Source organism: Aquabacterium sp., assembly GCF_021768455.1.
Classification (GTDB): Bacteria; Pseudomonadota; Gammaproteobacteria; order Burkholderiales; family Burkholderiaceae_C; genus Aquabacterium.
Window position 1 is genome coordinate 1 of the sequence record NZ_JAIZVX010000008.1, and the last position, 24,192, is coordinate 24,192.

At 63.4% G+C, this 24,192-nt stretch carries 25 protein-coding genes, 1 tRNA gene and 1 pseudogene; 25 read left to right on the forward strand and 2 right to left on the reverse strand.

Annotated features, from left to right (window positions below; all coding sequences use genetic code 11):
- The 24 genes and pseudogenes from QZ994_RS02025 to QZ994_RS02140 all read left to right on the forward strand — a co-directional run.
- Positions 1–123, forward strand: a pseudogene (locus QZ994_RS02025) (tRNA (adenosine(37)-N6)-threonylcarbamoyltransferase complex transferase subunit TsaD); the annotation flags it as partial.
- Positions 124–299: 176 nt separating this feature from the next.
- The gene (rpsO, locus tag QZ994_RS02030) at positions 300–569 is read left to right on the forward strand and encodes a 30S ribosomal protein S15 (protein WP_290867481.1); all 270 of its coding nucleotides are present in this window, start codon (positions 300–302) and stop codon (positions 567–569) included.
- A 200-nt stretch (positions 570–769) separates the two neighbouring features.
- Positions 770–3,043 carry a polyribonucleotide nucleotidyltransferase gene (pnp, locus tag QZ994_RS02035; protein ID WP_290867484.1) on the forward strand — a complete coding sequence of 758 codons (2,274 nt, stop codon included), beginning with the start codon at positions 770–772 and terminating at the stop codon, positions 3,041–3,043.
- Positions 3,040–3,795, forward strand: a complete 756-nt coding sequence (gene tpiA, locus QZ994_RS02040; protein ID WP_290867486.1) for a triose-phosphate isomerase — start codon at positions 3,040–3,042, stop codon at positions 3,793–3,795. The genes pnp and tpiA overlap by 4 nt, the downstream gene beginning before the upstream one ends.
- Positions 3,796–3,828: 33 nt before the next feature.
- Positions 3,829–4,179 carry a preprotein translocase subunit SecG gene (gene secG, locus QZ994_RS02045; protein WP_290867489.1) on the forward strand — a complete coding sequence of 117 codons (351 nt, stop codon included), beginning with the start codon at positions 3,829–3,831 and terminating at the stop codon, positions 4,177–4,179.
- Between the two features lie 166 nt (positions 4,180–4,345).
- Positions 4,346–4,430 (forward strand) — tRNA-Leu (locus QZ994_RS02050).
- A gap of 34 nt (positions 4,431–4,464) precedes the next feature.
- A complete protein-coding gene (locus QZ994_RS02055) occupies positions 4,465–4,665 on the forward strand; it encodes a hypothetical protein (RefSeq protein WP_290867492.1) in 201 nt (66 codons plus the stop codon).
- Positions 4,666–4,680: 15 nt separating this feature from the next.
- Entirely contained in the window at positions 4,681–5,040 is a 360-nt protein-coding gene (locus tag QZ994_RS02060; protein ID WP_290867601.1) for an NADH-quinone oxidoreductase subunit A, read from the forward strand.
- Positions 5,041–5,086: 46 nt separating this feature from the next.
- Positions 5,087–5,563: an NADH-quinone oxidoreductase subunit B family protein gene (locus QZ994_RS02065; RefSeq protein ID WP_035035151.1), complete on the forward strand. Its 477-nt coding sequence runs from the start codon at positions 5,087–5,089 to the stop codon at positions 5,561–5,563.
- Between the two features lie 22 nt (positions 5,564–5,585).
- On the forward strand, positions 5,586–6,197 hold the full coding sequence (locus tag QZ994_RS02070) for an NADH-quinone oxidoreductase subunit C (protein WP_290867495.1): 612 nt from the start codon (positions 5,586–5,588) through the stop codon (positions 6,195–6,197).
- 15 nt (positions 6,198–6,212) lie between these two features.
- The gene (locus QZ994_RS02075; protein ID WP_290867498.1) at positions 6,213–7,466 is read left to right on the forward strand and encodes an NADH-quinone oxidoreductase subunit D; all 1,254 of its coding nucleotides are present in this window, start codon (positions 6,213–6,215) and stop codon (positions 7,464–7,466) included.
- 14 nt (positions 7,467–7,480) lie between these two features.
- Positions 7,481–7,966, forward strand: a complete 486-nt coding sequence (nuoE, locus tag QZ994_RS02080; protein ID WP_290867501.1) for an NADH-quinone oxidoreductase subunit NuoE — start codon at positions 7,481–7,483, stop codon at positions 7,964–7,966.
- A gap of 11 nt (positions 7,967–7,977) precedes the next feature.
- Positions 7,978–9,324, forward strand: a complete 1,347-nt coding sequence (gene nuoF / locus QZ994_RS02085; protein WP_290867504.1) for an NADH-quinone oxidoreductase subunit NuoF — start codon at positions 7,978–7,980, stop codon at positions 9,322–9,324.
- Positions 9,325–9,341: 17 nt separating this feature from the next.
- Positions 9,342–11,657: an NADH-quinone oxidoreductase subunit NuoG gene (gene nuoG / locus QZ994_RS02090; RefSeq protein WP_290867507.1), complete on the forward strand. Its 2,316-nt coding sequence runs from the start codon at positions 9,342–9,344 to the stop codon at positions 11,655–11,657.
- A gap of 19 nt (positions 11,658–11,676) precedes the next feature.
- The gene (gene nuoH, locus QZ994_RS02095; RefSeq protein ID WP_290867510.1) at positions 11,677–12,735 is read left to right on the forward strand and encodes an NADH-quinone oxidoreductase subunit NuoH; all 1,059 of its coding nucleotides are present in this window, start codon (positions 11,677–11,679) and stop codon (positions 12,733–12,735) included.
- Positions 12,736–12,744: 9 nt separating this feature from the next.
- Complete coding sequence (gene nuoI / locus QZ994_RS02100) at positions 12,745–13,236, forward strand: NADH-quinone oxidoreductase subunit NuoI (protein WP_290867512.1); 492 nt, start codon at positions 12,745–12,747, stop codon at positions 13,234–13,236.
- A gap of 6 nt (positions 13,237–13,242) precedes the next feature.
- Positions 13,243–13,890: an NADH-quinone oxidoreductase subunit J gene (locus QZ994_RS02105; RefSeq protein ID WP_290867515.1), complete on the forward strand. Its 648-nt coding sequence runs from the start codon at positions 13,243–13,245 to the stop codon at positions 13,888–13,890.
- Entirely contained in the window at positions 13,887–14,201 is a 315-nt protein-coding gene (gene nuoK, locus QZ994_RS02110; RefSeq protein WP_290867517.1) for an NADH-quinone oxidoreductase subunit NuoK, read from the forward strand. The genes QZ994_RS02105 and nuoK overlap by 4 nt, the downstream gene beginning before the upstream one ends.
- Before the next feature lie 27 nt (positions 14,202–14,228).
- Positions 14,229–16,238 carry an NADH-quinone oxidoreductase subunit L gene (gene nuoL / locus QZ994_RS02115; protein ID WP_290867521.1) on the forward strand — a complete coding sequence of 670 codons (2,010 nt, stop codon included), beginning with the start codon at positions 14,229–14,231 and terminating at the stop codon, positions 16,236–16,238.
- A 16-nt stretch (positions 16,239–16,254) separates the two neighbouring features.
- A complete protein-coding gene (locus tag QZ994_RS02120; RefSeq protein WP_290867524.1) occupies positions 16,255–17,742 on the forward strand; it encodes an NADH-quinone oxidoreductase subunit M in 1,488 nt (495 codons plus the stop codon).
- A gap of 13 nt (positions 17,743–17,755) precedes the next feature.
- Positions 17,756–19,237, forward strand: a complete 1,482-nt coding sequence (gene nuoN, locus QZ994_RS02125) for an NADH-quinone oxidoreductase subunit NuoN (RefSeq protein WP_290867527.1) — start codon at positions 17,756–17,758, stop codon at positions 19,235–19,237.
- Between the two features lie 37 nt (positions 19,238–19,274).
- Positions 19,275–19,580, forward strand: coding sequence for a DUF2818 family protein (locus QZ994_RS02130; RefSeq protein WP_290867530.1), 306 nt, complete (start codon positions 19,275–19,277; stop codon positions 19,578–19,580).
- Positions 19,581–19,630: 50 nt separating this feature from the next.
- Positions 19,631–20,224, forward strand: coding sequence for an NUDIX hydrolase (locus QZ994_RS02135; RefSeq protein WP_290867533.1), 594 nt, complete (start codon positions 19,631–19,633; stop codon positions 20,222–20,224).
- A 17-nt stretch (positions 20,225–20,241) separates the two neighbouring features.
- Positions 20,242–20,775, forward strand: a complete 534-nt coding sequence (locus tag QZ994_RS02140) for a DUF1178 family protein (protein ID WP_290867536.1) — start codon at positions 20,242–20,244, stop codon at positions 20,773–20,775.
- A gap of 45 nt (positions 20,776–20,820) precedes the next feature.
- On the opposite strand, the gene QZ994_RS02145 is transcribed toward QZ994_RS02140, so the two are convergent.
- Both QZ994_RS02145 and QZ994_RS02150 read right to left on the reverse strand, forming a co-directional pair.
- Positions 20,821–22,287, reverse strand: a complete 1,467-nt coding sequence (locus QZ994_RS02145; RefSeq protein WP_290867539.1) for an FAD-binding oxidoreductase — start codon at positions 22,285–22,287, stop codon at positions 20,821–20,823.
- Between the two features lie 10 nt (positions 22,288–22,297).
- Positions 22,298–22,804 (reverse strand): DUF2069 domain-containing protein, encoded by a 507-nt coding sequence (locus QZ994_RS02150; RefSeq protein ID WP_367172248.1) that lies wholly within the window; start codon positions 22,802–22,804, stop codon positions 22,298–22,300.
- A gap of 56 nt (positions 22,805–22,860) precedes the next feature.
- On the opposite strand from QZ994_RS02150, the gene QZ994_RS02155 reads away from it, so the two are divergent.
- On the forward strand, positions 22,861–24,102 hold the full coding sequence (locus tag QZ994_RS02155) for a YihY family inner membrane protein (RefSeq protein ID WP_290867542.1): 1,242 nt from the start codon (positions 22,861–22,863) through the stop codon (positions 24,100–24,102).
- Positions 24,103–24,192: the final 90 nt, after the last annotated feature.

Below are 24,192 nucleotides of genomic sequence, written 5' to 3' on the forward strand. Positions count from 1 at the left end.
TGCACCGACAACGGCGCCATGATCGCCCTGGCCGCCGCCATGCGCCTGCAGTCCGGCCAGGCGCGCCTGAGTCAGGAGCCTGCTTTCGACGTCAAGCCCCGCTGGGACCTCTCCGAGGACTGATTTGATCCCCCTGAGGGCCCTGTGCTAACATAGAGGGCTTGGCATGCTTCAGGGCGTGCCATGTTCGCACGGTCCGGGTTGGTTTCACCTGGCGCCGCAAGTTCAACGCAGAAACCTTGGGCACTGGTTCGCCAGGTCGATGCCGCCCGAGGCCTGCCATCCGTAAAGGAAACACCATGTCCGTCGCAGACATCAACACCGCAGCCATCATCAAGGACAACGCACGTGGCGCAGCCGACACCGGCTCTCCTGAAGTGCAAGTGGCCCTGCTGACCGCGCGCATCAACGAGCTGACCCCCCACTTCAAGGCCAACAAGAAGGACCACCACGGTCGTCGCGGCCTGCTGCGTATGGTCAGCCGTCGTCGCAAGCTGCTGGACTACCTGAAGGACCGCGACTTCAGCCGCTACGCAGCCCTGATCGCCAAGCTCGGCCTGCGCAAGTAATCGCGCCATGACGACAAAAAGCCTGTCTGGTTCCTCCAGCACAGGCTTTTTGTTTTTCAACGCCTCCCACTCGACCAAGCGACCGCTGTGTCATTCCAACGGGGCTGAGGCCTCAGCCTCGCTGGAATGGCATCGCGACTGAGTGAGGGCTTCACCGAAAGGGTGCCTGTGGCGCCCAACTCAAACCGGAGATCCCATCCATGAGCATTTTCAACAAAGTCACCAAGACCTTCCAGTGGGGTGAGCGTACCGTCACCATGGAAACCGGCGAAATCGCTCGCCAGGCTTCCGGCGCCGTGCTCGTCGACATCGAGGGCACCGTGGTGCTGGCTACAGTCGTGGCCGCCAAGAACGCCAAGCCCGGCCAGGACTTTTTCCCCCTGACCGTCGACTACATCGAGAAGACCTACGCCGCCGGCAAGATCCCTGGCAGCTTCTTCAAGCGTGAAGCCAAGCCCTCCGAACTGGAAACCCTCACCTCGCGTCTGATCGACCGTCCGATCCGCCCGCTGTTCCCCGAAGGTTTCTTCAACGAAGTGCAACTGGTCATCCACGTTGTCTCGCTGAACCCTGAAGTCACGGCCGACATCGCCGCCCTGATCGCCTCCAGCGCTGCTCTGTCGATCTCCGGCATTCCCTTCAATGGCCCCATCGGTGCCGCCCGCGTGGGCTACATCAATGGCGAGTACGTGCTGAACCCGACGCCGGCCCAGATCGCCGAGTCGAAGCTGGACCTGGTGGTTGCCGGCACCGAATCCGCTGTGCTGATGGTGGAGTCCGAGGCCGACCAGCTGTCCGAAGAGGTCATGCTGGGCGGCGTGGTTTACGGCCATGAGCAGAGCGCCGTGGCCATCAACGCCATCCACGAGTTCGTGCGCGAAGCCGGCAAGCCCGTCTGGGACTGGCAGCCTCCTGCCAAGGATGAAGACTTCATCGCCAAGGTCAACGCCCTGGGCGAAGACAAGCTGCGTGCGGCCTACCAGATCCGCTCCAAGCAGGCCCGCACGCAAGCATGCCGCGCCGCCTACGCCGACGTGAAGGCCGCCCTGACCGCCGAAGGCATTGCCTTTGACGCCGTCAAGGTCGAAGGCCTGCTGTTCGACATCGAGGCCAAGATCGTTCGCAGCCAGATCCTGGCTGGTGAGCCCCGCATCGACGGTCGCGACACCCGCACCGTGCGTCCCATCGAGATCCGCACCGGCGTGCTGCCGCGCGTGCACGGCTCGGCCCTGTTCACCCGTGGTGAAACCCAGGCCCTGGTCGTGGCCACCCTCGGCACCGAACAAGACGCCCAGCGCATCGACGCCCTGGCTGGCGACTTCCGCGACACCTTCCTCTTCCACTACAACATGCCCCCGTTCGCCACCGGCGAAACCGGTCGCGTGGGCACTCCGAAGCGCCGCGAAATCGGCCACGGTCGCCTGGCCAAGCGCGCCCTGGTGCCGCTGCTGCCCCCGAAGGAAGAGTTCGCTTACACCGTGCGCGTGGTCTCCGAGATCACCGAATCCAATGGCTCCTCGTCGATGGCTTCGGTCTGCGGCGGCTGCCTGGCGCTGATGGACGCTGGCGTGCCGATGAAGGCCCACGTGGCCGGCATCGCCATGGGTCTGATCAAGGACGGCAACAAGTTTGCCGTGCTGACCGACATCCTGGGTGACGAAGATCACCTCGGCGACATGGACTTCAAGGTCGCCGGCACCACCGCCGGCGTGACCGCCCTGCAGATGGACATCAAGATCCAGGGCATCACCAAGGAAATCATGCAAGTGGCCCTGGCGCAAGCCAAGGAAGCTCGCCTGCACATCCTGGGCAAGATGGTGGAAGCCATGGGCACCGCCAACACCGAAGTGTCGGAGTTCGCGCCTCGCCTGTACACCATCAAGATCAACCCCGAGAAGATCCGTGACGTGATCGGCAAGGGTGGCGCCACCATCCGCGGTCTGTGCGAAGAGACGGGTTGCCAGATCAACATCGCCGAAGACGGCGTGGTGACCGTGGCCTCGTCTGATGCCGCCAAGGCCGAATACGCCCTCAAGCGCATCGGCGAGATCACCGCCGAGGTCGAGATCGGTGCTGTCTACGAAGGCCCCGTCACCAAGCTGTTCGACTTTGGTGCCCTGATCAACCTGCTGCCTGGCAAGGACGGTCTGCTGCACATCAGCCAGATCGCCCACGAGCGCGTCGAGAAGGTCTCCGACTACCTGGCCGAAGGTCAGATCGTCAAGGTCAAGGTCATGGAAACCGACGAGAAGGGCCGCATCAAGCTGTCCATGAAGGCCCTGATGGAGCGTCCGGAAGGCATGCCCGAGCGCGAAGAGCGTGGTGACCGCGGTCCGCGTGGTGACCGTGGTCCGCGCGGCGACCGTGGTGATCGCGGTGATCGCCGTGAACGCGCCCCTCGCTCCGAGCAGCAGGCTGCTGACCAGGGCGAAGGTTCGGCCGAAGGCCAGGCTCAGCAACAACAGCAGCAGTGATCGCCATGAAGAAACTGGTCGTTGGCAACTGGAAGATGCACGGCAGCCGTGCGTCCAATGCAGAGCTGATCCAGGGTCTTCTGGCGGCCGATCTGGCCGCCACGGCGCCCCGGGCAGAGGTGGCGGTGTGTCCGCCTTTCGTCTACCTGGCTGACGTGGCCAGTGCCCTGCAGGGCTCGGCCATTGCGCTGGGCTCTCAGGATGTGTCCACGCAAACCCAGGGCGCCTACACGGGCGAAGTCTCTGGGGTCATGCTGCGCGAGATCGGTGCGCGCTACGCCATCGTGGGGCATTCGGAGCGTCGCAGCTACCATGCCGAGAGCGACCAGCTCGTGGCGGACAAGGCCAAGGCTGCACTGGCTCATGGCCTGATCCCCATCGTGTGTGTGGGTGAAACGTTGGCCGAGCGCGAATCGGATCAGACGGAAACCGTGGTGGGGCGTCAGCTCCAGGCCGTGATCGACACCCTGGGCGCCGAGGTGCTCAAGGTGGTGGTCGCCTACGAGCCCGTCTGGGCCATTGGCACTGGCAAAACCGCATCACCCGAGCAGGCTCAGGCGGTGCACGCCTTCCTGCGCGGTGTGTTGAAGGCGGCCCATGCCGACGCTTCCAGCGTGCCCTTGCTCTACGGCGGCAGTGTCAAGCCGGACAACGCCGCCACACTGTTTGCGCAAGCCGACATCGATGGCGGCCTGATCGGCGGTGCGGCACTGAAGGCGGCGGATTTCGCCGCCATCGCCCGCGCGGCCTGATCTTCTTTCTAGAGATTTGAGGAGTTTTCTTTCATGCAAGCATTGATGACCGTCGTGCTCTTGCTGCAGGTGATCTCGGCCCTGGCCATGATCGGCCTGGTGCTGGTTCAGCACGGCAAGGGTGCCGACATGGGCGCATCGTTCGGCAGTGGTGCCTCCGGCAGCCTGTTCGGCGCCACTGGCAGCGCGAACTTCCTGTCGCGTTCCACGGCCGTGGCTGCCACGGTGTTCTTCTCGTCCACACTGGGGCTGGCCTACTTTGGTGGCCACCGTGCAGTGGCCACCGAGCAGTCCAGCGTGCTGGACCAGGCTGCCAGCGCCGCAGCGCCCGCGTCGCTGCCCGCAGCGCCGGCCTCCGGTGCTGCGCTGATCCCAACGAAGTAAGGGGTCTCCGACCGGTACTTGTGTCGTTTCGAGACGTGGGTTTGACACCAAACTTGAACGCGTTGTTCACGAAACGACATTTTTCGGTTTAGAATGGAAGTCTTCGGTAAGCAAGTCCTCACGCAAACCGAATGCTTCAGAAGAGTGGGTTGAAACAGCCTGCTTGGCCGACGTGGTGAAATTGGTAGACACGCTATCTTGAGGGGGTAGTGGCGAAAGCTGTGCGAGTTCGAGTCTCGCCGTCGGCACCATGGATTTCAACAGAGTCTTTGTGTAGAGCCCTCCATGATCAGCTCCGGTCATCCCCTGAATGCTGATCAAAACAAGGCTCTGGAAGGTGGATGCGCTTCGCGTTCATCCCGCACAAAGTTCTCCCGTGAGCGCGCTCTGGTAGATGTGGAATCGGTCGAAAACCCGATTGACGTCAAACCTGGCGCGCTTTTTGTTTTGTCCGTGTGGTTCAATCACGCGTCCTGCAGCATCTGAAAGACCTGAGTCATGGTGAACCTCGACCAGTATCTGCCCGTCATCCTCTTCATTCTGGTTGGTGTCGGTGTCGGCATCGCGCCACAGGCCCTGGGTTTTCTGCTCGGTCCCCGTCGTCCTGACGAGGCCAAGAACTCTCCCTACGAATGCGGCTTCGAGGCTTTCGAAGACGCGCGCATGAAGTTCGATGTCCGCTACTACCTGGTGGCCATCCTCTTCATCCTGTTCGACCTCGAAATCGCGTTTTTGTTCCCTTGGGCCGTGGCCCTGAAGGAAGTGGGCATGGCCGGTTTCCTGGCCATCATGTTGTTCCTGGGCATCCTGGTCGTGGGTTTCGCCTACGAATGGAAGAAGGGCGCGCTGGACTGGGAGTGATCCCCGTCCGCGTTGCATCCACAGGAATCTTCAAGAGGTAATTCACATGGGTATCGAAGGCGTCTTCAAAGAGGGCTTCATCACCACGTCGGCCGACACGCTGATCAACTGGTCCAAGACCGGTTCGCTGTGGCCAATGACATTCGGTCTGGCCTGCTGTGCCGTGGAAATGATGCACGCGGGTGCGGCCCGTTATGACATCGACCGTTTCGGCATGCTGTTCCGTCCCAGCCCGCGCCAGTCCGACCTGATGATCGTGGCCGGCACGCTGTGCAACAAGATGGCGCCAGCCCTCCGCAAGGTCTACGACCAGATGGCCGAGCCCCGCTGGGTGCTCTCCATGGGCTCGTGCGCCAACGGGGGCGGCTACTACCACTACAGCTATTCGGTGGTGCGGGGCTGTGACCGCATCGTCCCCGTGGACGTCTACGTGCCAGGTTGCCCCCCGACGGCCGAGGCGCTGCTCTACGGCATCCTGCAGCTGCAGGCCAAGATCCGTCGCGAAAACACCATCGCCCGCTGAGCGCTGCACCAAGAGCCACCACATGAGCACCAAACTCGACACCCTGCAGACCGCTCTGCAAAACGTCCTGGGCGACAAGGTCAAGCGCCTCGACAAGGCCCTGGGCGAACTCACGTTGACCGTCTCTGCCGCCGACTACCTCGGCGTGGCGAAGACCTTGCGTGACCACGCCGACCTGCGCTTCGAGCAGCTGCAGGACCTCTGCGGCATGGACTACTCCACCTACAAGGACGGCGCACCGTCGATCTATAGCGAAGGCCCGCGCTACGCCGTGATCAGCCACCTGCTGTCGGTGAGCAAGAACTGGCGCCTGCGCCTGAAGGTGTTCGCCACCGACGACGACTTCCCCATCGTGGACTCGGTCAACGACATCTGGAACAGCGCGAACTGGTTCGAGCGCGAGGCCTTCGACCTGTTCGGCATCATTTTCGATGGCCACAACGACCTGCGCCGCATCCTGACCGACTACGGTTTCATCGGTCACCCCTTCCGCAAGGATTTCCCCGTGACCGGTCACGTGGAAATGCGTTACGACGCCGAGCAGAAGCGCGTGATCTACCAGCCCGTCACCATCGAGACGCGCGAGATCACGCCGCGCATCATCCGTGAAGACAATTACGGCGGCCTGCACTGAGTCGAGGTTGAAGCCATGGCAGACATCAAGAACTACACCCTGAACTTCGGTCCGCAGCACCCCGCTGCACACGGCGTGCTGCGCCTGGTGCTCGAGCTCGACGGCGAAGTCATTCAGCGCGCCGACCCCCACATCGGCCTGCTGCACCGCGCCACCGAAAAGCTGGCCGAATCCAAGACCTACATCCAGTCGCTGCCCTACATGGACCGTCTGGACTACGTCTCGATGATGTGCAACGAGCACGCCTACTGCCTGGCCATCGAGAAGATGCTGGGCATCGAGGTGCCCGAGCGCGCCCAGTACATCCGCGTGATGTTCGCCGAGATCACCCGTGTGCTGAACCACCTGCTGTGGTTGGGCTGTCACGGTTTCGACTGCGGCGCCATGAACATCCTGATCTACTGCTTCCGCGAGCGCGAAGACCTCTTCGACCTCTACGAAGCCGTGTCGGGTGCCCGCATGCACGCGGCCTATTTCCGTCCGGGTGGCGTCTACCGCGACCTGCCGGACACCATGCCGCAGTACAAGGCCAGCAAGATCAAGAACGCGAGGACGATCGCGCGTCTGAACGAGAACCGCCAGGGCTCGATGCTGGACTTCATTGACGACTTCACGCAGCGTTTCCCCAAGCTCATCGACGAGTACGAAACCCTGCTGACCGACAACCGCATCTGGAAGCAGCGCACGGTCGGCATCGGTGTGGTCAGCCCGGAGCGGGCCCTGCAGATGGGTCTGTCTGGCGCCATGTTGCGTGGTTCGGGCATCGTGTGGGACCTGCGCAAGCACCAGCCCTACGACGTCTACGACAAGCTGGACTTCGACATCCCCGTGGGTCGCAATGGCGACTGCTACGACCGCTATGTGGTTCGCGTGGAAGAGCTGCGTCAGTCCAACCGCATCATCAAGCAGTGCGTGGACTGGCTCAAGAAGAACCCGGGCCCGGTCATCACCGACAACCACAAGGTGGCCCCGCCTTCGCGCGTCGAGATGAAGACCTCGATGGAGCAGCTGATTCACCACTTCAAGCTCTTCACCGAAGGCTTCCACGTGCCCGAAGGCGAGGCTTACGCCGCCGTCGAGCACCCGAAGGGCGAGTTTGGCATCTACCTCGCTTCTGACGGGGCGAACAAGCCTTATCGCCTGAAGATCCGCGCACCTGGCTTCCCCCATCTGGCCGCTCTGGACGAGATGTCCAAGGGCCACATGATTGCCGACGCCGTGGCCATCATCGGCACGATGGACATCGTGTTCGGTGAGATTGACCGCTAAGAGACTGACACACCATGCTCAGCGAACAAACCAAAGCGCGCTTCGACCGCGAACTTGCCAAGTACCCGGCCGACCAGCGCATCTCCGCGGTCATGGCCTGCTTGTCCATCATCCAGCAGGAACGAGGCTGGGTCTCGCCCGAGAGCGAGCAGGAGATCGCCGACTACATCGGCGTGGCACCGATCGCGGTCCATGAAGTGACCACCTTCTACAACATGTACAACCAGCAGCCGGTCGGCCAGTTCAAGCTGGCTGTGTGCACCAACCTGCCATGCCAGCTGCGTGACGGTCAAAAGGCGCTCAACCACGTCTGCGAACGCCTCGGTGTCGAGATGGGCGGCACCACGGCCGATGGCCTGTTCACCGTGCAGCAATCGGAATGCCTCGGTGCCTGCGCCGACGCGCCGGTTGCCCTGGTCAACGACCGCCAGATGGTCAGCTACCTGAGCAATGAGCGCCTGGATGAACTCCTGGCCGCGCTCAAGGCCCAGGCCAAGTGAGGCAAGACACCATGACGCTTGATCTCTCCCAATTCCAGGCGACCGGCAAGGAAACCGTTTTCCACGGCCGCCACATCGAACCGCAGATCTACGCCGGCATTGACGGCACGAACTGGGGCCTGAAGGACTACGAGGCCCGCGGTGGCTACGCAGCGCTGCGCAAGATCCTGGGCAAGGATGGCGGCGAAGGCATGACCCCCGACCAGGTCATTGCCGAAGTCAAGGCCTCGGCCTTGCGCGGCCGTGGTGGCGCAGGTTTCCCCACGGGCCTGAAGTGGAGCTTCATGCCCCGCGCCTTCCCGGGTCAGAAGTACCTCGTCTGCAACTCTGACGAAGGCGAGCCGGGCACCTGCAAGGACCGCGAAATCCTGCGTTTCAACCCGCATACCGTGATCGAGGGCATGGCCATTGCGGCCTACGCCATGGGCATCACCGTGGGCTACAACTACATCCACGGCGAAATCTTCGAGGTGTACGAACGCTTCGAAGCGGCCCTGGAAGAAGCCCGTGCGGCCGGCCTGTTGGGCAACAACATCCTGGGCAGCAACTTCAGCTTCCAGCTGCATGCACACCACGGTTTTGGCGCTTACATCTGCGGCGAAGAGACCGCTCTGCTGGAGTCGATCGAAGGCAAGAAGGGGCAGCCCCGCTTCAAGCCGCCGTTCCCGGCCAGCTTCGGTCTGTATGGCAAGCCCACGACGATCAACAACACCGAGACCTTTGCGGCCGTCCCCTGGATCATCCGCAACGGCGGTGAAGCCTTCCTGAACGTCGGCAAGCCCAACAACGGGGGCACCAAGCTGTTCTCGATCTCTGGCGACGTCGAGCGCCCTGGCAATTACGAGATCCCCATGGGCACGCCCTTCAGCAAGCTGCTGGAACTGGCCGGTGGCGTTCGTGCCGGGCGCAAGCTCAAGGCCGTGATCCCGGGCGGTTCGTCGATGCCTGTGCTGCCTGCGCACATCATGATGGACTGCACGATGGACTATGACTCCATCGCCAAGGCGGGCTCCATGCTGGGTTCGGGTGCCGTCATCGTGATGGACGATTCCCGCTGCATGGTCAAGAGCCTGCTGCGCCTGTCCTACTTCTACATGCACGAGTCCTGCGGACAGTGCACCCCATGCCGCGAAGGCACGGGCTGGCTGTGGCGCATGATGGACCGCATCGAGCACGGCAAGGGACGTCCTGAAGACATCGACCTGCTGAACTCGGTGGCCGACAACATCCAGGGCCGCACCATCTGCGCGCTGGGGGATGCCGCTGCCATGCCGGTGCGCGCGTTCATCAAGCATTACCGCGATGAGTTCGTGCACCACATCGAACACAAGACCTGCATGGTCCCGGCCTACATCTGATCGATCGGGCAACACACATGGTTGAAATCGAAATCGACGGCCGCAAGGTCCAAGCACAAGAAGGCAGCATGGTCATCCGTGCCGCCGAAGAAAACGGGACCTACATCCCGCACTTCTGCTACCACAAGAAGCTCTCCATCGCGGCCAACTGCCGCATGTGCCTCGTGGACATCGAGAAGGCGCCCAAGCCCATGCCAGCCTGCGCCACCCCGGTGACGCAGGGCATGATCATCCGCACGAAGAGCGAGAAAGCCATCAAGGCCCAGCAAGGTGTGATGGAGTTCCTGCTGATCAACCACCCGCTGGATTGCCCTATTTGCGACCAGGGCGGTGAGTGCCAACTGCAGGATCTGGCCGTCGGCTACGGCGGTACCTCTTCGCGTTACGAAGAGGAGAAGCGCGTCGTCTTCAAGAAGGACGTCGGCCCGCTGATCTCGATGGAAGAGATGAGCCGCTGCATCCAGTGCACCCGCTGCGTCCGCTTTGGCCAGGAAGTGGCCGGCGTGATGGAGTTGGGCATGGTGAACCGCGGTGAGCACTCCGAGATCGCCACCTTCGTGGGCAACTCGGTGGACTCCGAACTGTCGGGCAACATGATCGACATCTGCCCCGTCGGTGCCCTGACCAGCAAACCCTTCCGCTACAGCGCCCGCACCTGGGAGCTGTCGCGTCGCAAGAGCGTCAGTCCGCACGACTCGACCGGCTCCAACCTGATCGTTCAGGTCAAGAACGGCAAGGTCCTGCGCGTGGTGCCGCTGGAAAACGAAGACGTCAACGAATGCTGGATCGCCGACCGCGACCGTTTCAGCTACGAAGCCCTTGGTGGTGCCGATCGCCTGAGCAAGCCCCAGATCAAGCAGGGTGGCGAATGGCGTGAAGTCGACTGGACGACCGCCCTTGAGTACGTGGCCAACGGCCTGCGAGGCGTGATAAACGATCACGGTGCCGCAGCCATCGGTGCACTGGCCACCGAGCACAGCACGGTGGAAGAGTTGTACCTGCTGGGGCAGCTGGTCCGTGGTCTGGGTTCGGACAACGTCGACACCCGCCTGCGCAACGCCGACTTCTCCGTGGGCGCTGGCGCCCGCTGGCTGGGTCTGTCGATCGCCGAGCTGAGCACGCTGGATCGTGCTCTGGTCGTGGGTTCCTTCCTGCGCAAGGACCACCCGCTGTTCGCCTCTCGCCTGCGTCAGGCTGCCAAGCGTGGTGCCCAGGTTTCCGCCATCGGTGGTGCCAACGACGACTGGCTGATCCCCCTCAAACAGCGCGTGACCGTGGCCCCGAGCGCCTGGGCGCAGGCCCTGGGTGACGTGGCCGTGGCCGTGGCCAATCAGCTGAACGTGGCCATCCCCTGCAATGGCACCGCGACCGACGCTGCCAAGGCGATCGCCGCCTCCCTGCTGTCGGGTGAGCGCAAGGCCATCCTGCTGGGCAATGCCGCGGCCCAACACCCCCAGGCTGCCACACTGCAGGCACTGGCCAACTGGCTGGCAGAGCACACGGGTGCCAAGGTCGGCTACCTGACCGAGTCCGCCAACACGGTGGGCGCGCAACTGGTTGGTGCGCAGCCTCAGCAAGGCGGTCTGAACGCCGGCCAGATGCTGGCAGGCAAGGCCCTGAAGGCCGTCGTGCTGCTGGGTGTCGAGCCTGAACTCGATGCCGCGAACCCGTCTGCAGCCCTCGCAGCCGTGCAGTCCGCCGAAATGGTCGTGTCGCTTTCGGCTTTCAAGACGGCCGCCACGTCTTACGCAGACGTGATCCTCCCCATCGCCGCCTTCACCGAAACCTCCGGCACCTTCGTGAACGCCGAAGGCCGTGTTCAGAGCTTCCATGGTTCGGTCAAGCCGCTCGGCGATGCCCGTCCTGGCTGGAAGGTGCTGCGCGTGCTCGGCACCATGCTGGGCCTGCAAGGCTTCGACTTTGAAACGTCGGAAGAGGTCAAGGCCCGTGCACTGGGTGATCTTGCCGCGCTGCCTGCCAAGTTGAACAACGCCACCTCGGCGGCCATCAACCTTGCCGGCTCCACCGGTGGTCTGGAACGCCTGGCCGACCTGCCCATCTACAGCGCAGACGCCCTGGTGCGCCGCTCGCCCTCGCTGCAGGCCACGGCCGACGGCAAGGCGCCGGTGGCCAGCCTGCCCCAGGCGCTGTGGGCCGAACTCGGCCTGTCCGACGGTGCCCAGGTCAAGGTGTCGCAAGACGGCGCCTCGGCCGTGCTGCCCGCCGTGCTGGACGCCAGCCTCCCCGCCAACGTGGTGCGTGTGCCTTCGGGCCACGCCCTGACGTCTACGCTGGGTGCCTCCTTTGGCGCCATCCGCGTCGACAAAGCCTGAGCGCAAGGGATAGAACAAGATGATTGACACCTTGTACAACGCTGGCCTGGCCAGCCTGGGCGGTGCCTGGCCGGTGGTCTGGTCGCTGCTCAAGATCGTGTGCCTGCTGCTGCCGCTGCTGGGCTGTGTGGCCTACCTGACCCTGTGGGAGCGCAAGGCGATTGCCTGGTCGCAGATCCGTCCGGGTCCAAACCGCACGGGTCCTTACGGCCTGCTTCAGCCCATCGCTGACGCCGTGAAGCTGATCTTCAAGGAGATCATCATCCCGTCGGCAGCCAACAAAGGCCTGTTCTTCCTGGGGCCGATCATGACCATCATGCCGGCCTTGGCCGCATGGGCCGTTGTGCCTTTCGGCCCCGAAGTGGCCCTGTCCAACGTCAACGCCGGTCTGCTCTTCCTGATGGCGATCACTTCGCTGGAAGTCTATGGCGTGATCATCGCCGGCTGGGCTTCCAACTCGAAGTACGCCTTCCTGGGTGCCCTGCGCGCGTCGGCACAGATGGTGTCGTACGAAATCGCCATGGGCTTCTGCCTGGTGATCGTGCTGATGACGGCCGGTTCGCTGAACATGACCGACATCGTGCTGAGCCAGAACAAGGGCCAGTTCGCCGACATGGGCCTGGGCTTCCTCTCCTGGAACTGGCTGCCCCTGCTGCCGATCACGGTGGTGTACTTCATTTCCGGCCTGGCCGAAACCAACCGCCACCCCTTCGACGTGGTGGAAGGCGAATCGGAAATCGTGGCCGGTCACATGATCGAGTACTCGGGCATGGCCTTCGCCATGTTCTTCCTGGCCGAATACGCCAACATGATTCTGGTCTCCACCCTGGCCGCTGTCATGTTCTTCGGTGGCTGGCTGCCTCCGGTTGAGGCGCTGAGCTTCATCCCGGGCTGGATCTGGCTGGGTCTCAAGGCCTTCATCATCGTCACGCTGTTCCTGTGGGTGCGTGCTTCCTTCCCCCGTTTCCGTTACGACCAGATCATGCGTCTGGGCTGGAAGATCTTCATCCCCATCACGCTGGTGTGGCTGGTGATCGTGGGCGTGTGGATGATGTCCCCGCTGAACATCTGGAAGTAAGGGACCACCATGTCGACCTCTTTCAAAGAATTCGTCTCGAGCTTCTTCCTGCTGGAAATGTTCAAGGGGATGGCCCTCACGGGTCGTCATTTCCTGAAGCCGTACATCACGGTCCAGTTCCCGGAAGAAAAGACCCCGCAGTCGCCCCGCTTCCGTGGCCTGCACGCCTTGCGTCGTTATGAGAACGGCGAAGAGCGCTGCATCGCCTGCAAGCTGTGCGAAGCGGTCTGTCCGGCCATGGCCATCACCATCGAGTCCGATGTGCGTGACGACGGTTCGCGTCGCACCACGCGCTACGACATCGACCTGACCAAGTGCATCTTCTGCGGTTTCTGCGAAGAGAGCTGCCCAGTGGACTCCATCGTCGAGACCCACATCTTCGAATACCACGGCGAAAAGCGTGGCGACCTCTACTTCACCAAGGACATGCTCCTGGCCGTGGGTGACCGCTACGAAAAAGAAATCGCCGCCAACAAGGAGGCAGACGCGGCTTACCGCTGACCGATCATGGACACTTTCAGCCTACTTTTCTACATCTTCGCCTCGGTGCTGGTTTTCGCGGGCTTCCGCGTGATCACCGCCAAGAGCCCCGTGTCGGCGGCCCTGCACCTTGTGCTGGCCTTCTTCAGTGCTTCCTGCGTGTGGATGCTGCTGCAAGCCGAGTTCCTGTCGATCGCCCTGGTGCTGGTCTACGTGGGCGCGGTGATGGTGCTTTTCCTCTTCGTGGTGATGATGCTCGACATCAACATCGACTCCATCCGCCAGGGGTTCTGGAAGCACTTCCCGCTGGCAGGTGCCATCGGTGCCGTGATCGCGGTGGAAATGGCCTTCGTCCTGACGCGCGGGTTCGACCTGCCGCTGGCCAAGCCTTTCCCGCCTGATGTCGCCAAGGTGCCCAATACCAAGGCCCTGGGCATCGAGCTCTACTCGCATTACCTGTTCCCTGTGCAGATCGCTGCCGTGATCCTGCTGGTGGCCATCATTGCCGCCATCGCGCTGACCCTGCGCAAGCGCAAGGATTCGCTGGCCCAGAAGGTGGGTGAACAGGTCCGCGTCAAGAAGGCTGATCGCCTGCGCGTCGTCAAGGTCGCGCCGGTGGTGGAAGCCCCCGCCGCATCCGATGCGGCCACGAATGCCAACGGAGGCCAGGCATGAACACGTCGATCACCCTCGGGCATTTCCTGTCGCTGGGCGCCATCCTGTTCACCATGTCGGTGATCGGGATCTTCCTGAACCGCAAGAACCTGATCGTGCTGCTCATGGCCATCGAGCTGATGCTCCTGGCCGTGAACATGAACTTCGTCGCCTTCTCCCACTACCTGGGCGACATGGACGGACAGGTCTTCGTCTTCTTCATCCTGACCGTGGCGGCTGCTGAATCAGCGATCGGTCTGGCCATCCTGGTGGTGTTGTTCCGCAATCGTGCCTCGATCAACGTGGACGAGCTGGACACCCTCAAGGGCTGATGCCGCGACGCTAGGAGAAACACAACAATGTCAGAGCTTTCCCTCAACTCGCTCCTGGTGGTGCCGCTCGCACCCCTGGTGGGCTCGCTCGCAGCCGGCCTTGCCGGCAAGGCGATCGGGCGTCGCGGCGCGCACATCATCACCATCCTGGGTGTGCTGATCTCCTTCATCTTCTCCGCCATGACCTTGAAGGCCGTGGCAGGGGAGGGTGCCCACTTCAATGCCACCGTTTACGAGTGGATGACGTTGGGCAACCTGAAGATGGAAGTCGGCTTCCTGGTGGATGGCCTGACCGCCATGATGATGTGCGTCGTGACCTTCGTGTCGCTGATGGTGCACATCTACACCATCGGCTACATGGAAGAAGACGACGGTTACCAGCGCTTCTTCAGCTACATCTCGCTGTTCACCTTCTCCATGTTGATGCTCGTGATGAGCAACAACCTGCTGCAACTGTTCTTCGGCTGGGAAGCCGTGGGCCTGGTGTCCTACCTGCTGATCGGTTTCTGGTTCAAAAAGCCCACGGCCATCTTTGCCAACATGAAGGCCTTCCTGGTCAACCGTGTGGGTGACTTTGGCTTCATCCTTGGCATCGGCCTGATTCTGGCCTTCACCGGTACGCTGAACTACGGCGAGATCTTCGCCAAGGGCAGCACGCTGGCCGCCATGACGCTGCCCAAGACCGACTGGTCGCTGATCACTGTGATCTGCATCTGCCTGTTCATCGGCGCGATGGGCAAGTCGGCCCAGTTCCCGCTGCACGTGTGGCTGCCGGACTCGATGGAAGGCCCAACGCCGATCTCCGCGCTGATTCACGCCGCGACCATGGTGACGGCGGGCATCTTCATGGTGTCGCGCATGTCGCCGCTGTTTGAACTGTCCGACGCCGCACTGAACTTCATCCTGGTGATCGGGTCGATCACAGCCCTGTTCATGGGTTTCCTCGGCATCATCCAGAACGACATCAAACGCGTGGTCGCCTACTCCACGCTGTCGCAGCTGGGTTACATGACCGTGGCCCTGGGCGTGTCGGCCTACAACGTCGCCGTGTTCCACCTGATGACGCACGCCTTCTTCAAGGCCTTGCTGTTCCTCGGTGCCGGTTCCGTGATCATCGGCATGCACCACGATCAGGACATCCGCAACATGGGTGGCCTCTGGAAGCGCATGCCGATCACGTGGATCACGTCGCTGCTGGGTTCGCTGGCCCTGATCGGTACGCCGTTCTTTGCTGGTTTCTACTCGAAGGATTCGATCATCGAGGCCGTTCACGCCAGCCATCTGCCTGCAGCCGGTTTCGCTTACTTTGCCGTGATTTGCGGCGTGTTCGTGACCGCCTTCTACAGCTTCCGGATGTATTTCCTGGTCTTCCACGGCAAGGAGCACTTCCACCACAAGCCATTCCCGGGTGAGCACGACCACCATGACGACGACCACGGTCATGGCCATGCCCACGAGCCGCACGAGTCGCCTTGGGTGGTGACGGCACCACTGGTGCTGCTGGCCATCCCTTCGGTGGTGATCGGTTTCCTGTGCATCGAACCCATGCTGTTTGGCGACTTCTTCAAGGGTGCGATCTTCGTGAACCACGAACTGCATCCTGCGATGGAAGAACTGAAGAACGAGTTCCACGGCGCCACCGCCATGGCCTTGCATGGCCTCTCGACCCTGCCGTTCTTCCTGGCGCTGGGTGGTGTGGTCACGGCCTTCGTGTTCTACATGGTGGCCCCGCAGATCCCGGCCATGTTCGCCAAGGTGCTGCGTCCGCTGATCGTGATCGGCGAGAACAAGTACTTCATGGACTGGTTCAACGAGAACGTCCTGGCTGCTGGCGCTCGCCTGCTGGGCCGTGGCTTCTGGAAGATCGGTGACACAGCGATCATCGACGGCCTGGTCGTCAATGGTTCGGCCAAACTGGTGGGCCTGATTGGTTCGCTGGTGCGCCTGTTCCAGACTGGTTACCTCTATCACTACGCGCTGGTCATGATCCTGGGGGTGTTTGCCCTCATGACGTGGTTCGTGTTCATGCACCCCTGAGCGCGAGGGCCCGTTCATGCAAACAACATCCAACATCCTCTCTCTGGCCGTCTGGCTCCCGGTGGCTTTCGGCATCCTGCTGCTCGCCATTGGCCGCCAGGAAAATGCCAAGGTCACCCGCTGGGTGGCCCTGATCGGTGCACTGGCCGGCTTCTTGGCCACGGTGCCCGTGATGACCGGTTTTGACAACTCGACGGCGGCCATGCAGTTCGTCGAGCACGCCGCCTGGATCGAACGCTTCAATGTGTTCTACCACCTTGGCGTCGACGGCATCTCGATGTGGTTCGTTCCCTTGACCGCTTTCATCACCGTGATCGTGGTGCTGGCGGGCTGGGAAGTCATCGAAGACCGTCCGCACCAGTATTACGGCGCTTTCCTGATCCTGTCCGGCCTGATGGTTGGCGTGTTCTCGGCGCTCGACGGTCTGCTGTTCTACGTGTTCTTCGAAGCCACGCTGATCCCGATGTACATCATCATCGGCGTGTGGGGCGGCCCGCGTCGTGTGTACGCCGCCTTCAAGTTCTTCCTGTACACGCTGCTTGGCTCGCTGCTGATGCTGATTGCGCTGGTCTACCTGTACTACAAGTCGGGTGGTTCCTTCGACATCGCCACTTGGCAGAAGCTGCCCTTGGCAGCCACGCCTCAAGCCCTGCTGTTTGGTGCCTTCTTTGCGGCCTTCGCCGTGAAGGTGCCGATGTTCCCGGTGCACACCTGGCTGCCCGACGTGCACGTGGAAGCGCCCACCGGCGGTTCTGCCGTGCTGGCAGCCATCATGCTGAAGCTGGGTTGCTACGGTTTCCTGCGCTTCATGCTGCCCATCGTGCCGGATGCGTCCCACGAGTTCGCTCCCGTGGTGATCACCCTGTCGTTGATTGGTGTGATCTACATCGGTCTGGTGGCGATGGTTCAGCAGGACATGAAGAAGCTGGTGGCTTATTCGTCCATCGCTCACATGGGTTTCGTGACCCTGGGTTTCTTCATCTTCAACGAACTGGGCATCGTCGGTGGTCTGGTGCAAATGATTGCCCACGGCTTCGTCTCCGGCGCGATGTTCCTGAGCATCGGCGTGCTGTATGACCGTGTTCACTCGCGTGAGATCGCCAGCTACGGCGGCGTGGTCAACACCATGCCCAAGTTTGCGGCCTTTGCCCTGCTGTTCTCGATGGCCAACTGCGGCCTGCCGGGTACCGCTGGCTTCGTGGGCGAGTGGATGGTCATCCTGGGCGCGGTCCAGCACGACTTCCTGATCGGTGCCCTGGCTGCGACCGCCCTGATCTTCGGTGCGGCCTACACGTTGTGGATGTACAAGCGTGTCTACCTTGGTGACGTGGCCAACGACCATGTGCGCGAACTCACCGACATCAACGCCCGCGAATTCCTCATCCTGGCCATCCTGGCCGCTGCCGTGCTGTGGATGGGCATCCAGCCCAAGCCTTTCACCGACGCCATGCATGTGTCGGTGACCGAGCTGATCAAGCACGTGTCGCAAAGCAAGCTGAACTGAGGGCCGACATAACATGAACGACTTGAACTGGCTCGCGGTGACCCCCGAGATCGTCCTGCTGGGCATGGCCTGCGTGGTCGCGCTCCTGGACCTCTTCGTCACCTCTCCCCGCCGCACGGCAACGTACGTGCTGACCATGGTGTCCCTGGCCGCGGTGGCCGGCTTGCACCTGTGTGCCCTGGACAGTGGCACTTCCGTCTATGCGATGCAGAAGATGGTGGTGACCGACGCGATGGGCCACCTGCTGTCCCTTTGCGCGACCCTGGCCGTCATGGGTTCGCTGGTGTACGCCCAGGTGTACGCCCGTGAACGTGAGATGCTGCAAGGCGAACTGTTCACCCTGAGCATGTTCGCGTTGCTGGGCATCTCGATCATGATCATCGGCAACAACTTCCTGAGCATCTACCTCGGGCTGGAGCTGATGTCCTTGTCGCTGTATGCACTGGTGGCCCTGCGCCGTGACCATGCCCAGTCGACCGAAGCCGCGATGAAGTACTTCGTGCTGGGTGCGCTGGCCTCGGGCTTCCTGCTCTACGGCATGTCGATGATGTATGGCGCAACGGGTTCTTTGGACCTGAGCGAGGTCTACAAGGCCACGCTCGCCGGAACCGTGAACAAGCAGGTTCTGGCCTTCGGTCTGGTGTTCATCGTGGCCGGTCTGGCTTTCAAGCTCGGTGTGGTGCCTTTCCACATGTGGGTGCCTGACGTCTACCAGGGCGCTCCGACCGCTGCCACGCTGATGGTGGCCGGTGCGCCGAAGCTGGCTGCGTTTGCCATCACCGTCCGCCTGCTGGTGGAAGGTCTGATCAACACCGCCACGGACTGGCAGCAGATGCTGATGATCCTGGCCGTGCTCTCGATGGCATTGGGCAACCTGGCCGCCATTGCGCAGACCAACCTGAAGCGCATGCTGGCGTACTCCGGCATTGCGCAGCTGGGTTTCATGCTGCTCGGCTTTGTGCCGAGCGTGGTGGCGGGCAACACCGTGTCGGCCGGCAACGGCTACGGGTCTTCGCTGTTCTACGTGCTGACGTATGTGCTGACGACCCTGGGCACCTTCGGTCTGATCATGATTCTGTCGCGCCCCGGTTTCGAGTCGGAGCAGGTGAGCGACCTGGCTGGTCTGAACAAGCGCAGCCCGGTGCTGGCTGGCGCCATGGCGGTGTTCATGTTCTCGCTGGCAGGTATCCCTCCCACGGTGGGCTTCTACGCCAAGCTGGCCGTGCTGCAGGCGCTGATCACGACGAACTCCGCCTTGCTGCTGCAGATCTCGATCGTGGCCGTGCTGCTGTCTCTGGTGGCGGCGTTTTACTACCTGCGCATCGTCAAGGTCATGTACTTTGATGAGCCCACCGACAATTCCCCGGTGGCCGAAGCCGGTGGTGCACGCCTCCTGCTGTCGGTCAATGCGCTGGCTGTGCTGGTCCTGGGCATCTTGCCGGGCGGCCTGATGGCCCTGTGCGCACGCGCCATCACCCAGTCGCTGGCTGGTTGAGCGATCAGAGCATGGACCACCTTTTTCTGGTGCGCTCATGACGGGCCTCGTGCCCGTCTGGGCGGTGATCGCCGTGCTGTTGGCCGCGCTCGTCGCGGCCAATTTGCCATTTGTGAACGAACGGCTCTTTGTTCTCGGCCCCCGGCGCGAGGCGAAGAGCGTGGCGTGGCGCCTGCTTGAATTGCTGGTCTACGCCCTGGCCGTGGCCCTCCTGGGTCGGAGCCTGGAAGGCCATCTGGGCCAGGTGAGTCCGGTTCGCTGGGAGTTCGTCGCGGTGTGGCTGTGTGTCTTCCTGACCCTGGCTTTCCCTGGCTTCGTGTGGCGCTACCTGCGTCGTCGTTGAGCCGTTTGGTTTCAGGATCGTTGCGACGATCTCTCCCTTCCTGCCCCGACATGAGCGAACAACAAGACCCCGTTGGCGACAGCCACCTGCGTGAAACCACCCTCGATTCGACGGTGGTCTACAACGGTGGGTTCTTGGAGATGCGCAAAGACCGCATCCGGCTGCCTGACGGGCGCGAGGCCACCCGAGAATACGTGGTGCATCCCGGCGCGGTGATGATCGTGGCCATCCTGCCCGATGGGCGCCTGGTGATGGAGCGTCAGTACCGCTACCCGGTGTCTCGCACCATGATCGAGTTTCCGGCTGGCAAGCTCGACCCGGGTGAGGGTGGGCTGGCCTGTGCGCAGCGTGAACTCTGGGAAGAGACCGGCTATCGCGCCAGGCGCTGGGCCAAAGCGGGGGTCATGCACCCTGTGATCGGTTACGCGACGGAATTCATCGAGATCTGGTTTGCGGACGACCTGACGCTGGGTGAGCGCAACCTGGACGACGGCGAGTTCCTGGACGTGTTCCCGGCTGCCCTGGCCGAATTGGAGGCCTGGGTGCGTGACGGCCTGCTGACCGATGCCAAGACGGTGGTCGGCATGATGTGGCTCCAGCAATGGCGCGCGGGCCATTGGCCTCTGGATTGGCAGAACGTTTGAATCGGGCCGATTGAGTCATGCTGGTCGTGGACCTTCATTGCGGACAAGGGCACCACTTCGAAGGGTGGTTTGCTTCGGCCGATGACCTGGCCTCTCAGCAGGCGCGCGGGCTGGTGAGCTGTCCGGTGTGTGGTGCGCTCGATGTGCAGCGCAGGCCTTCTGCTCCGCACCTGAATGTGTCGGGTGCGAAAGCCGAGCCAGTCGGGCCGAACGCAGCGGTGGCGACGCAGCAAGGGGGGGCGGGCGGCTCTCCGGCGGTGTCTTCTGGCGTGAAGCCAGGGGTCGAAAGCCACCCGGTGCCGTCAACCGGTACCGAAGCGATGGAGGCTTTGCAGGCGATGTACCTGCACGTGGTGCGCAAGGTGGTGGAGAACACCGAGGATGTGGGGCGCCACTTTGCCGAGGAAGTGCGGCGCATGCACCATGGTGAGGAGCCCGTCCGGGCGATCCGTGGCCAGGCCACGCCGCAAGAGAAGGCCTCCTTGCAGGAAGAGGGGATCGACGTTCTCAGCCTGCCGGTGCCGGAAGGTTTTGACGGACCGCTGCAGTGAGCCAGGCCGCCGGGAGGCGGTCGGTTTGCGGAACTGCGTTGTGCCTCAGGCGATGAGCCGACCGGGGTTGAGCGTGCCCAGCGGATCGAGTGTCTGCTTGATGGCACGCATCCAGGCTCGACCGATGGGGTCCTGACGCTGCGCCAGTTCGTCGCGTTTGAGCTGGCCGATGCCGTGTTCCGCTGAGAGGGTGCCGCCCATCGCCATGGCGATGTCGTAGACCACCTTGTTGACTTCGTGCTCGTGGGCGGCGAGGAAGTCGCGGTCTGCCATCGTGGCGGGCCCCTGGACGTTGAAGTGCAGGTTGCCGTCTCCGAGGTGTCCAAAGCAAACGACCCGGCATCCCGGGAAGCGGGCGTGCAGGCTGGGCAGGGCCTGGGCGAGGAACTCCGGCACGCGCGAGGTCGGCACGGCGATGTCGTGCTTGACCATGAGGCCTTCGGCCTTCTCCGCCAGGGGGATGGCTTCGCGCAGCGCCCACATCGCCCGGTACTGGCTGTCGCTGGTGGAGACCAGGGCGTTGGACGCCAGGCCCGAGGCCAGGGCTTCTGACAGCAGCTCTTCCAGTTGTGCCGACAAGGTGGCGTCGGGCTGACTGCTGGCCGCGTCGATCAGGATGAGCCATGCAGGTGGCGTGGAGGGCTCGGGGGCCGACGGATCGGCACAGAGTCCCTGCATGGCTTTGGCCTGCGCGGGCAGATGGCGGGCGAGCAACTGCAAGGGGTGCTGGTGCATCAGCTCGAAGCCGGTGAGGTGGGCATCGAGTTGCCGGCGAGCCAGACCGAGCAGGGCCAGCGCCTGTTCAACCGAACCGACCGAAACCAGGGCGGCCATCCGGCTCGCGGGTTTGGGGTAGAGGCGCAGGCTGGCCGCGGTGATGATGCCCAGCGTGCCCTCGCTGCCAATGAGGAGGTCGCGCAGGTCGTAGCCGGTGTTGTCCTTGCGCAGGCTTTTGAGGCCGTGCCAGATCTCGCCTTGCGCGGTGACGGCTTCGATCCCGAGGCAGAGTTCGCGGGCCGTGCCGTAGCGCAACACCTGGGTGCCGCCAGCATTTGTGGCCAGGTTGCCACCGATCGTGCAGCTGCCTTCGGCGGCGAGGCTCAGCGGGAAGAGCAGGTCGGCTTCATCGGCTGCAGCCTGCACCTGGGCCAGCACGCACCCGGCTTCGACCGTCATGGACAGGTTGGCCGGGTCGATGTCGCGGATGCGGTTCAGGCCCTGCAGGCTCAGGACGATCTGCTTGCCGCTGGTGTCGGGCACGCTGCCGCCGACCAGGCTGGTGTTGCCGCCCTGGGGGACGAGGCTCACTCCATGGGCCGCGCACAGGCGCACCACCTGCGCGACTTCGTCGGTGCTGCCTGGTTTGACCACGGCGAGGGCCTGGCCCGCATAACGCTGGCGCCAATCGTTCAGGTAGGGACGCAGGGCGTCGGGCTCGGATGGGTTGTGTTGGCGCACGGCGTGGGGCCCGAGGGCCGCCTGCAGCGCCTGAATCAGCTCGGCGTGGGCCATGGCGACTGGCTCAGGCAGCGGAGGCCGGATCGGTCTGCCCGGCGGCCGCCTTGTCGCCCTTGACCTTGGGGGGCAGGACCTTGAGCCGCAGGCGAACGTACACGGCGCAGGCCACGAAGAGCCCGGTGCTGAGCGCGATTTCGACGATGGCCAGGCCCTGGCTCAGGCCATGCTCGGTGGTGGCGCGCAGCACGCCTTCGGTGAAGTAGAGCAGCACCAGCATCGAGAGCCAGCGGTTGGTGTAGAGCTTGTGTTTCAGCAAGCCCGCGATGCCCAGGCACAGGGGCAGGACCTTGAGGGCCAGCGCGCCGGAGCCGCCTTTGAGCGGTGCCAGCCAGAGTTCCCAGGCCAGGCCGAGCGCAATGAGGCCCAGCAGGCAGAAGAGGTTGAGGGCGCGCAGGCGCTGGATCTGCGCCAGGCGCTCGGGTGGGTGCTGGCCCATCACGTCCTGGAGCGTGGCTTCAGGTGCGGCGGCCGGAGAGGCGCTGTCGGGCTGGGTGGGAGAGGCCTCGGCCATGGTGTCCTTCGGTGGGAGAGGGCGCCGGGCGGCGCGCGGCTGGCATCATAGCCAGCATGAGCGCATTTTGGACCTTCTGGGCAGCGAGCCGTCAACGCTGGGCCCTGCTTCTTGTCACCTTGCGGCAATGGCCGTGGATGCAAACCTATGTCACCTTGCGCCAGCGCTTTCGGGAGGACCGCCTGGGGCTCACGGCCGGCAGCCTGACTTTCACCACGACCATCGCGCTGGTGCCGCTCTTCACGGTGATGCTGGCCTTGTTCAGTGCCTTCCCGATGTTCGGGCGCTTTCGCAAGGTGCTGGAGCAGCAGGTGCTCACGGGCATGGTGCCCGATGCCATCGCCAAGCCGGTGTTGCTCTCGCTCACCAAGTTCGCGACCAAGGCCAGCCAGCTGGGTGGCCTGGGCCTGGTGGCCCTGGGGCTCACTGCCATGGCGCTGATGCTGACCATCGACCACACCCTCAACAGCATCTGGCGGGTGCGCACCGTCCGGCCGATCGCGCAGCGGGTGCTGGTCTATTGGGCGGCCCTGACGCTGGGCCCGTTGCTGGTGGGCGCCAGCCTGTCGATGACCTCGTATGTGCTGTCGGCCTCACGGGGCCTGGTCGAGGACCTGCCCGGGGGCGTGGGCCTGCTCCTGAGCCTGACCGTGTTCATGCTGCAGACCGGCGGGTTTGCGGCGCTGTACCGCTATGTGCCCAACACCTTTGTGCGCTGGGAGCACGCCTGGGCGGGGGCGATCTTCGCGTCGCTGTGCCTGGAGCTGGGGCAAAAGGGCCTGGCGCTTTACCTCAGCAATGTGCCGGTCTACGCGACCATTTATGGCGCCTTCGCGGCCCTGCCCATCTTCCTGATCTGGATCTACCTGAGCTGGCTGATCGTGCTGATGGGCGCGGTGGTGGCGGCCTACACGCCCAGCCTGCTGTCGCGGGTCAAGCGATGGCCTGATGCGCCGGGCAGCCGGTTTTCGCTGGTGCTGGCCATCATCCAGGCCCTGGCTGCCGTGCAGCACGCGCCGGAGCGGGGGTGTTCTGCCGAAGCCCTGGCGCAGCAGCTGCGCACCGATCCCCTGCAGATCGAGCCCTTGCTGGAGTTGCTGGTGCAGCTGGATTGGGCTGGCCGCCTGGACGAAGATGGCGAAGCCGGTGGCCGCTTTGTGCTCTTGTGCGACCCTGCTCAGACCCGCGTGGCGCCGCTGCTGGGTGAGGTGCTGATCCGGCCTGACGGTTTCACGCAGGGCTTCTGGTCCGAAGCAGGGCTGGACGACATGACCCTGGCGCAGGCCTTGCGCGCCTGAACCGGCTGCGCTCCCATGCCAGTGCGCCACGCCCTCGGGGCAACCCTGATCCCCGATGCGGCTCCGGGCCCTGACTGGCTGCGTGCTGAG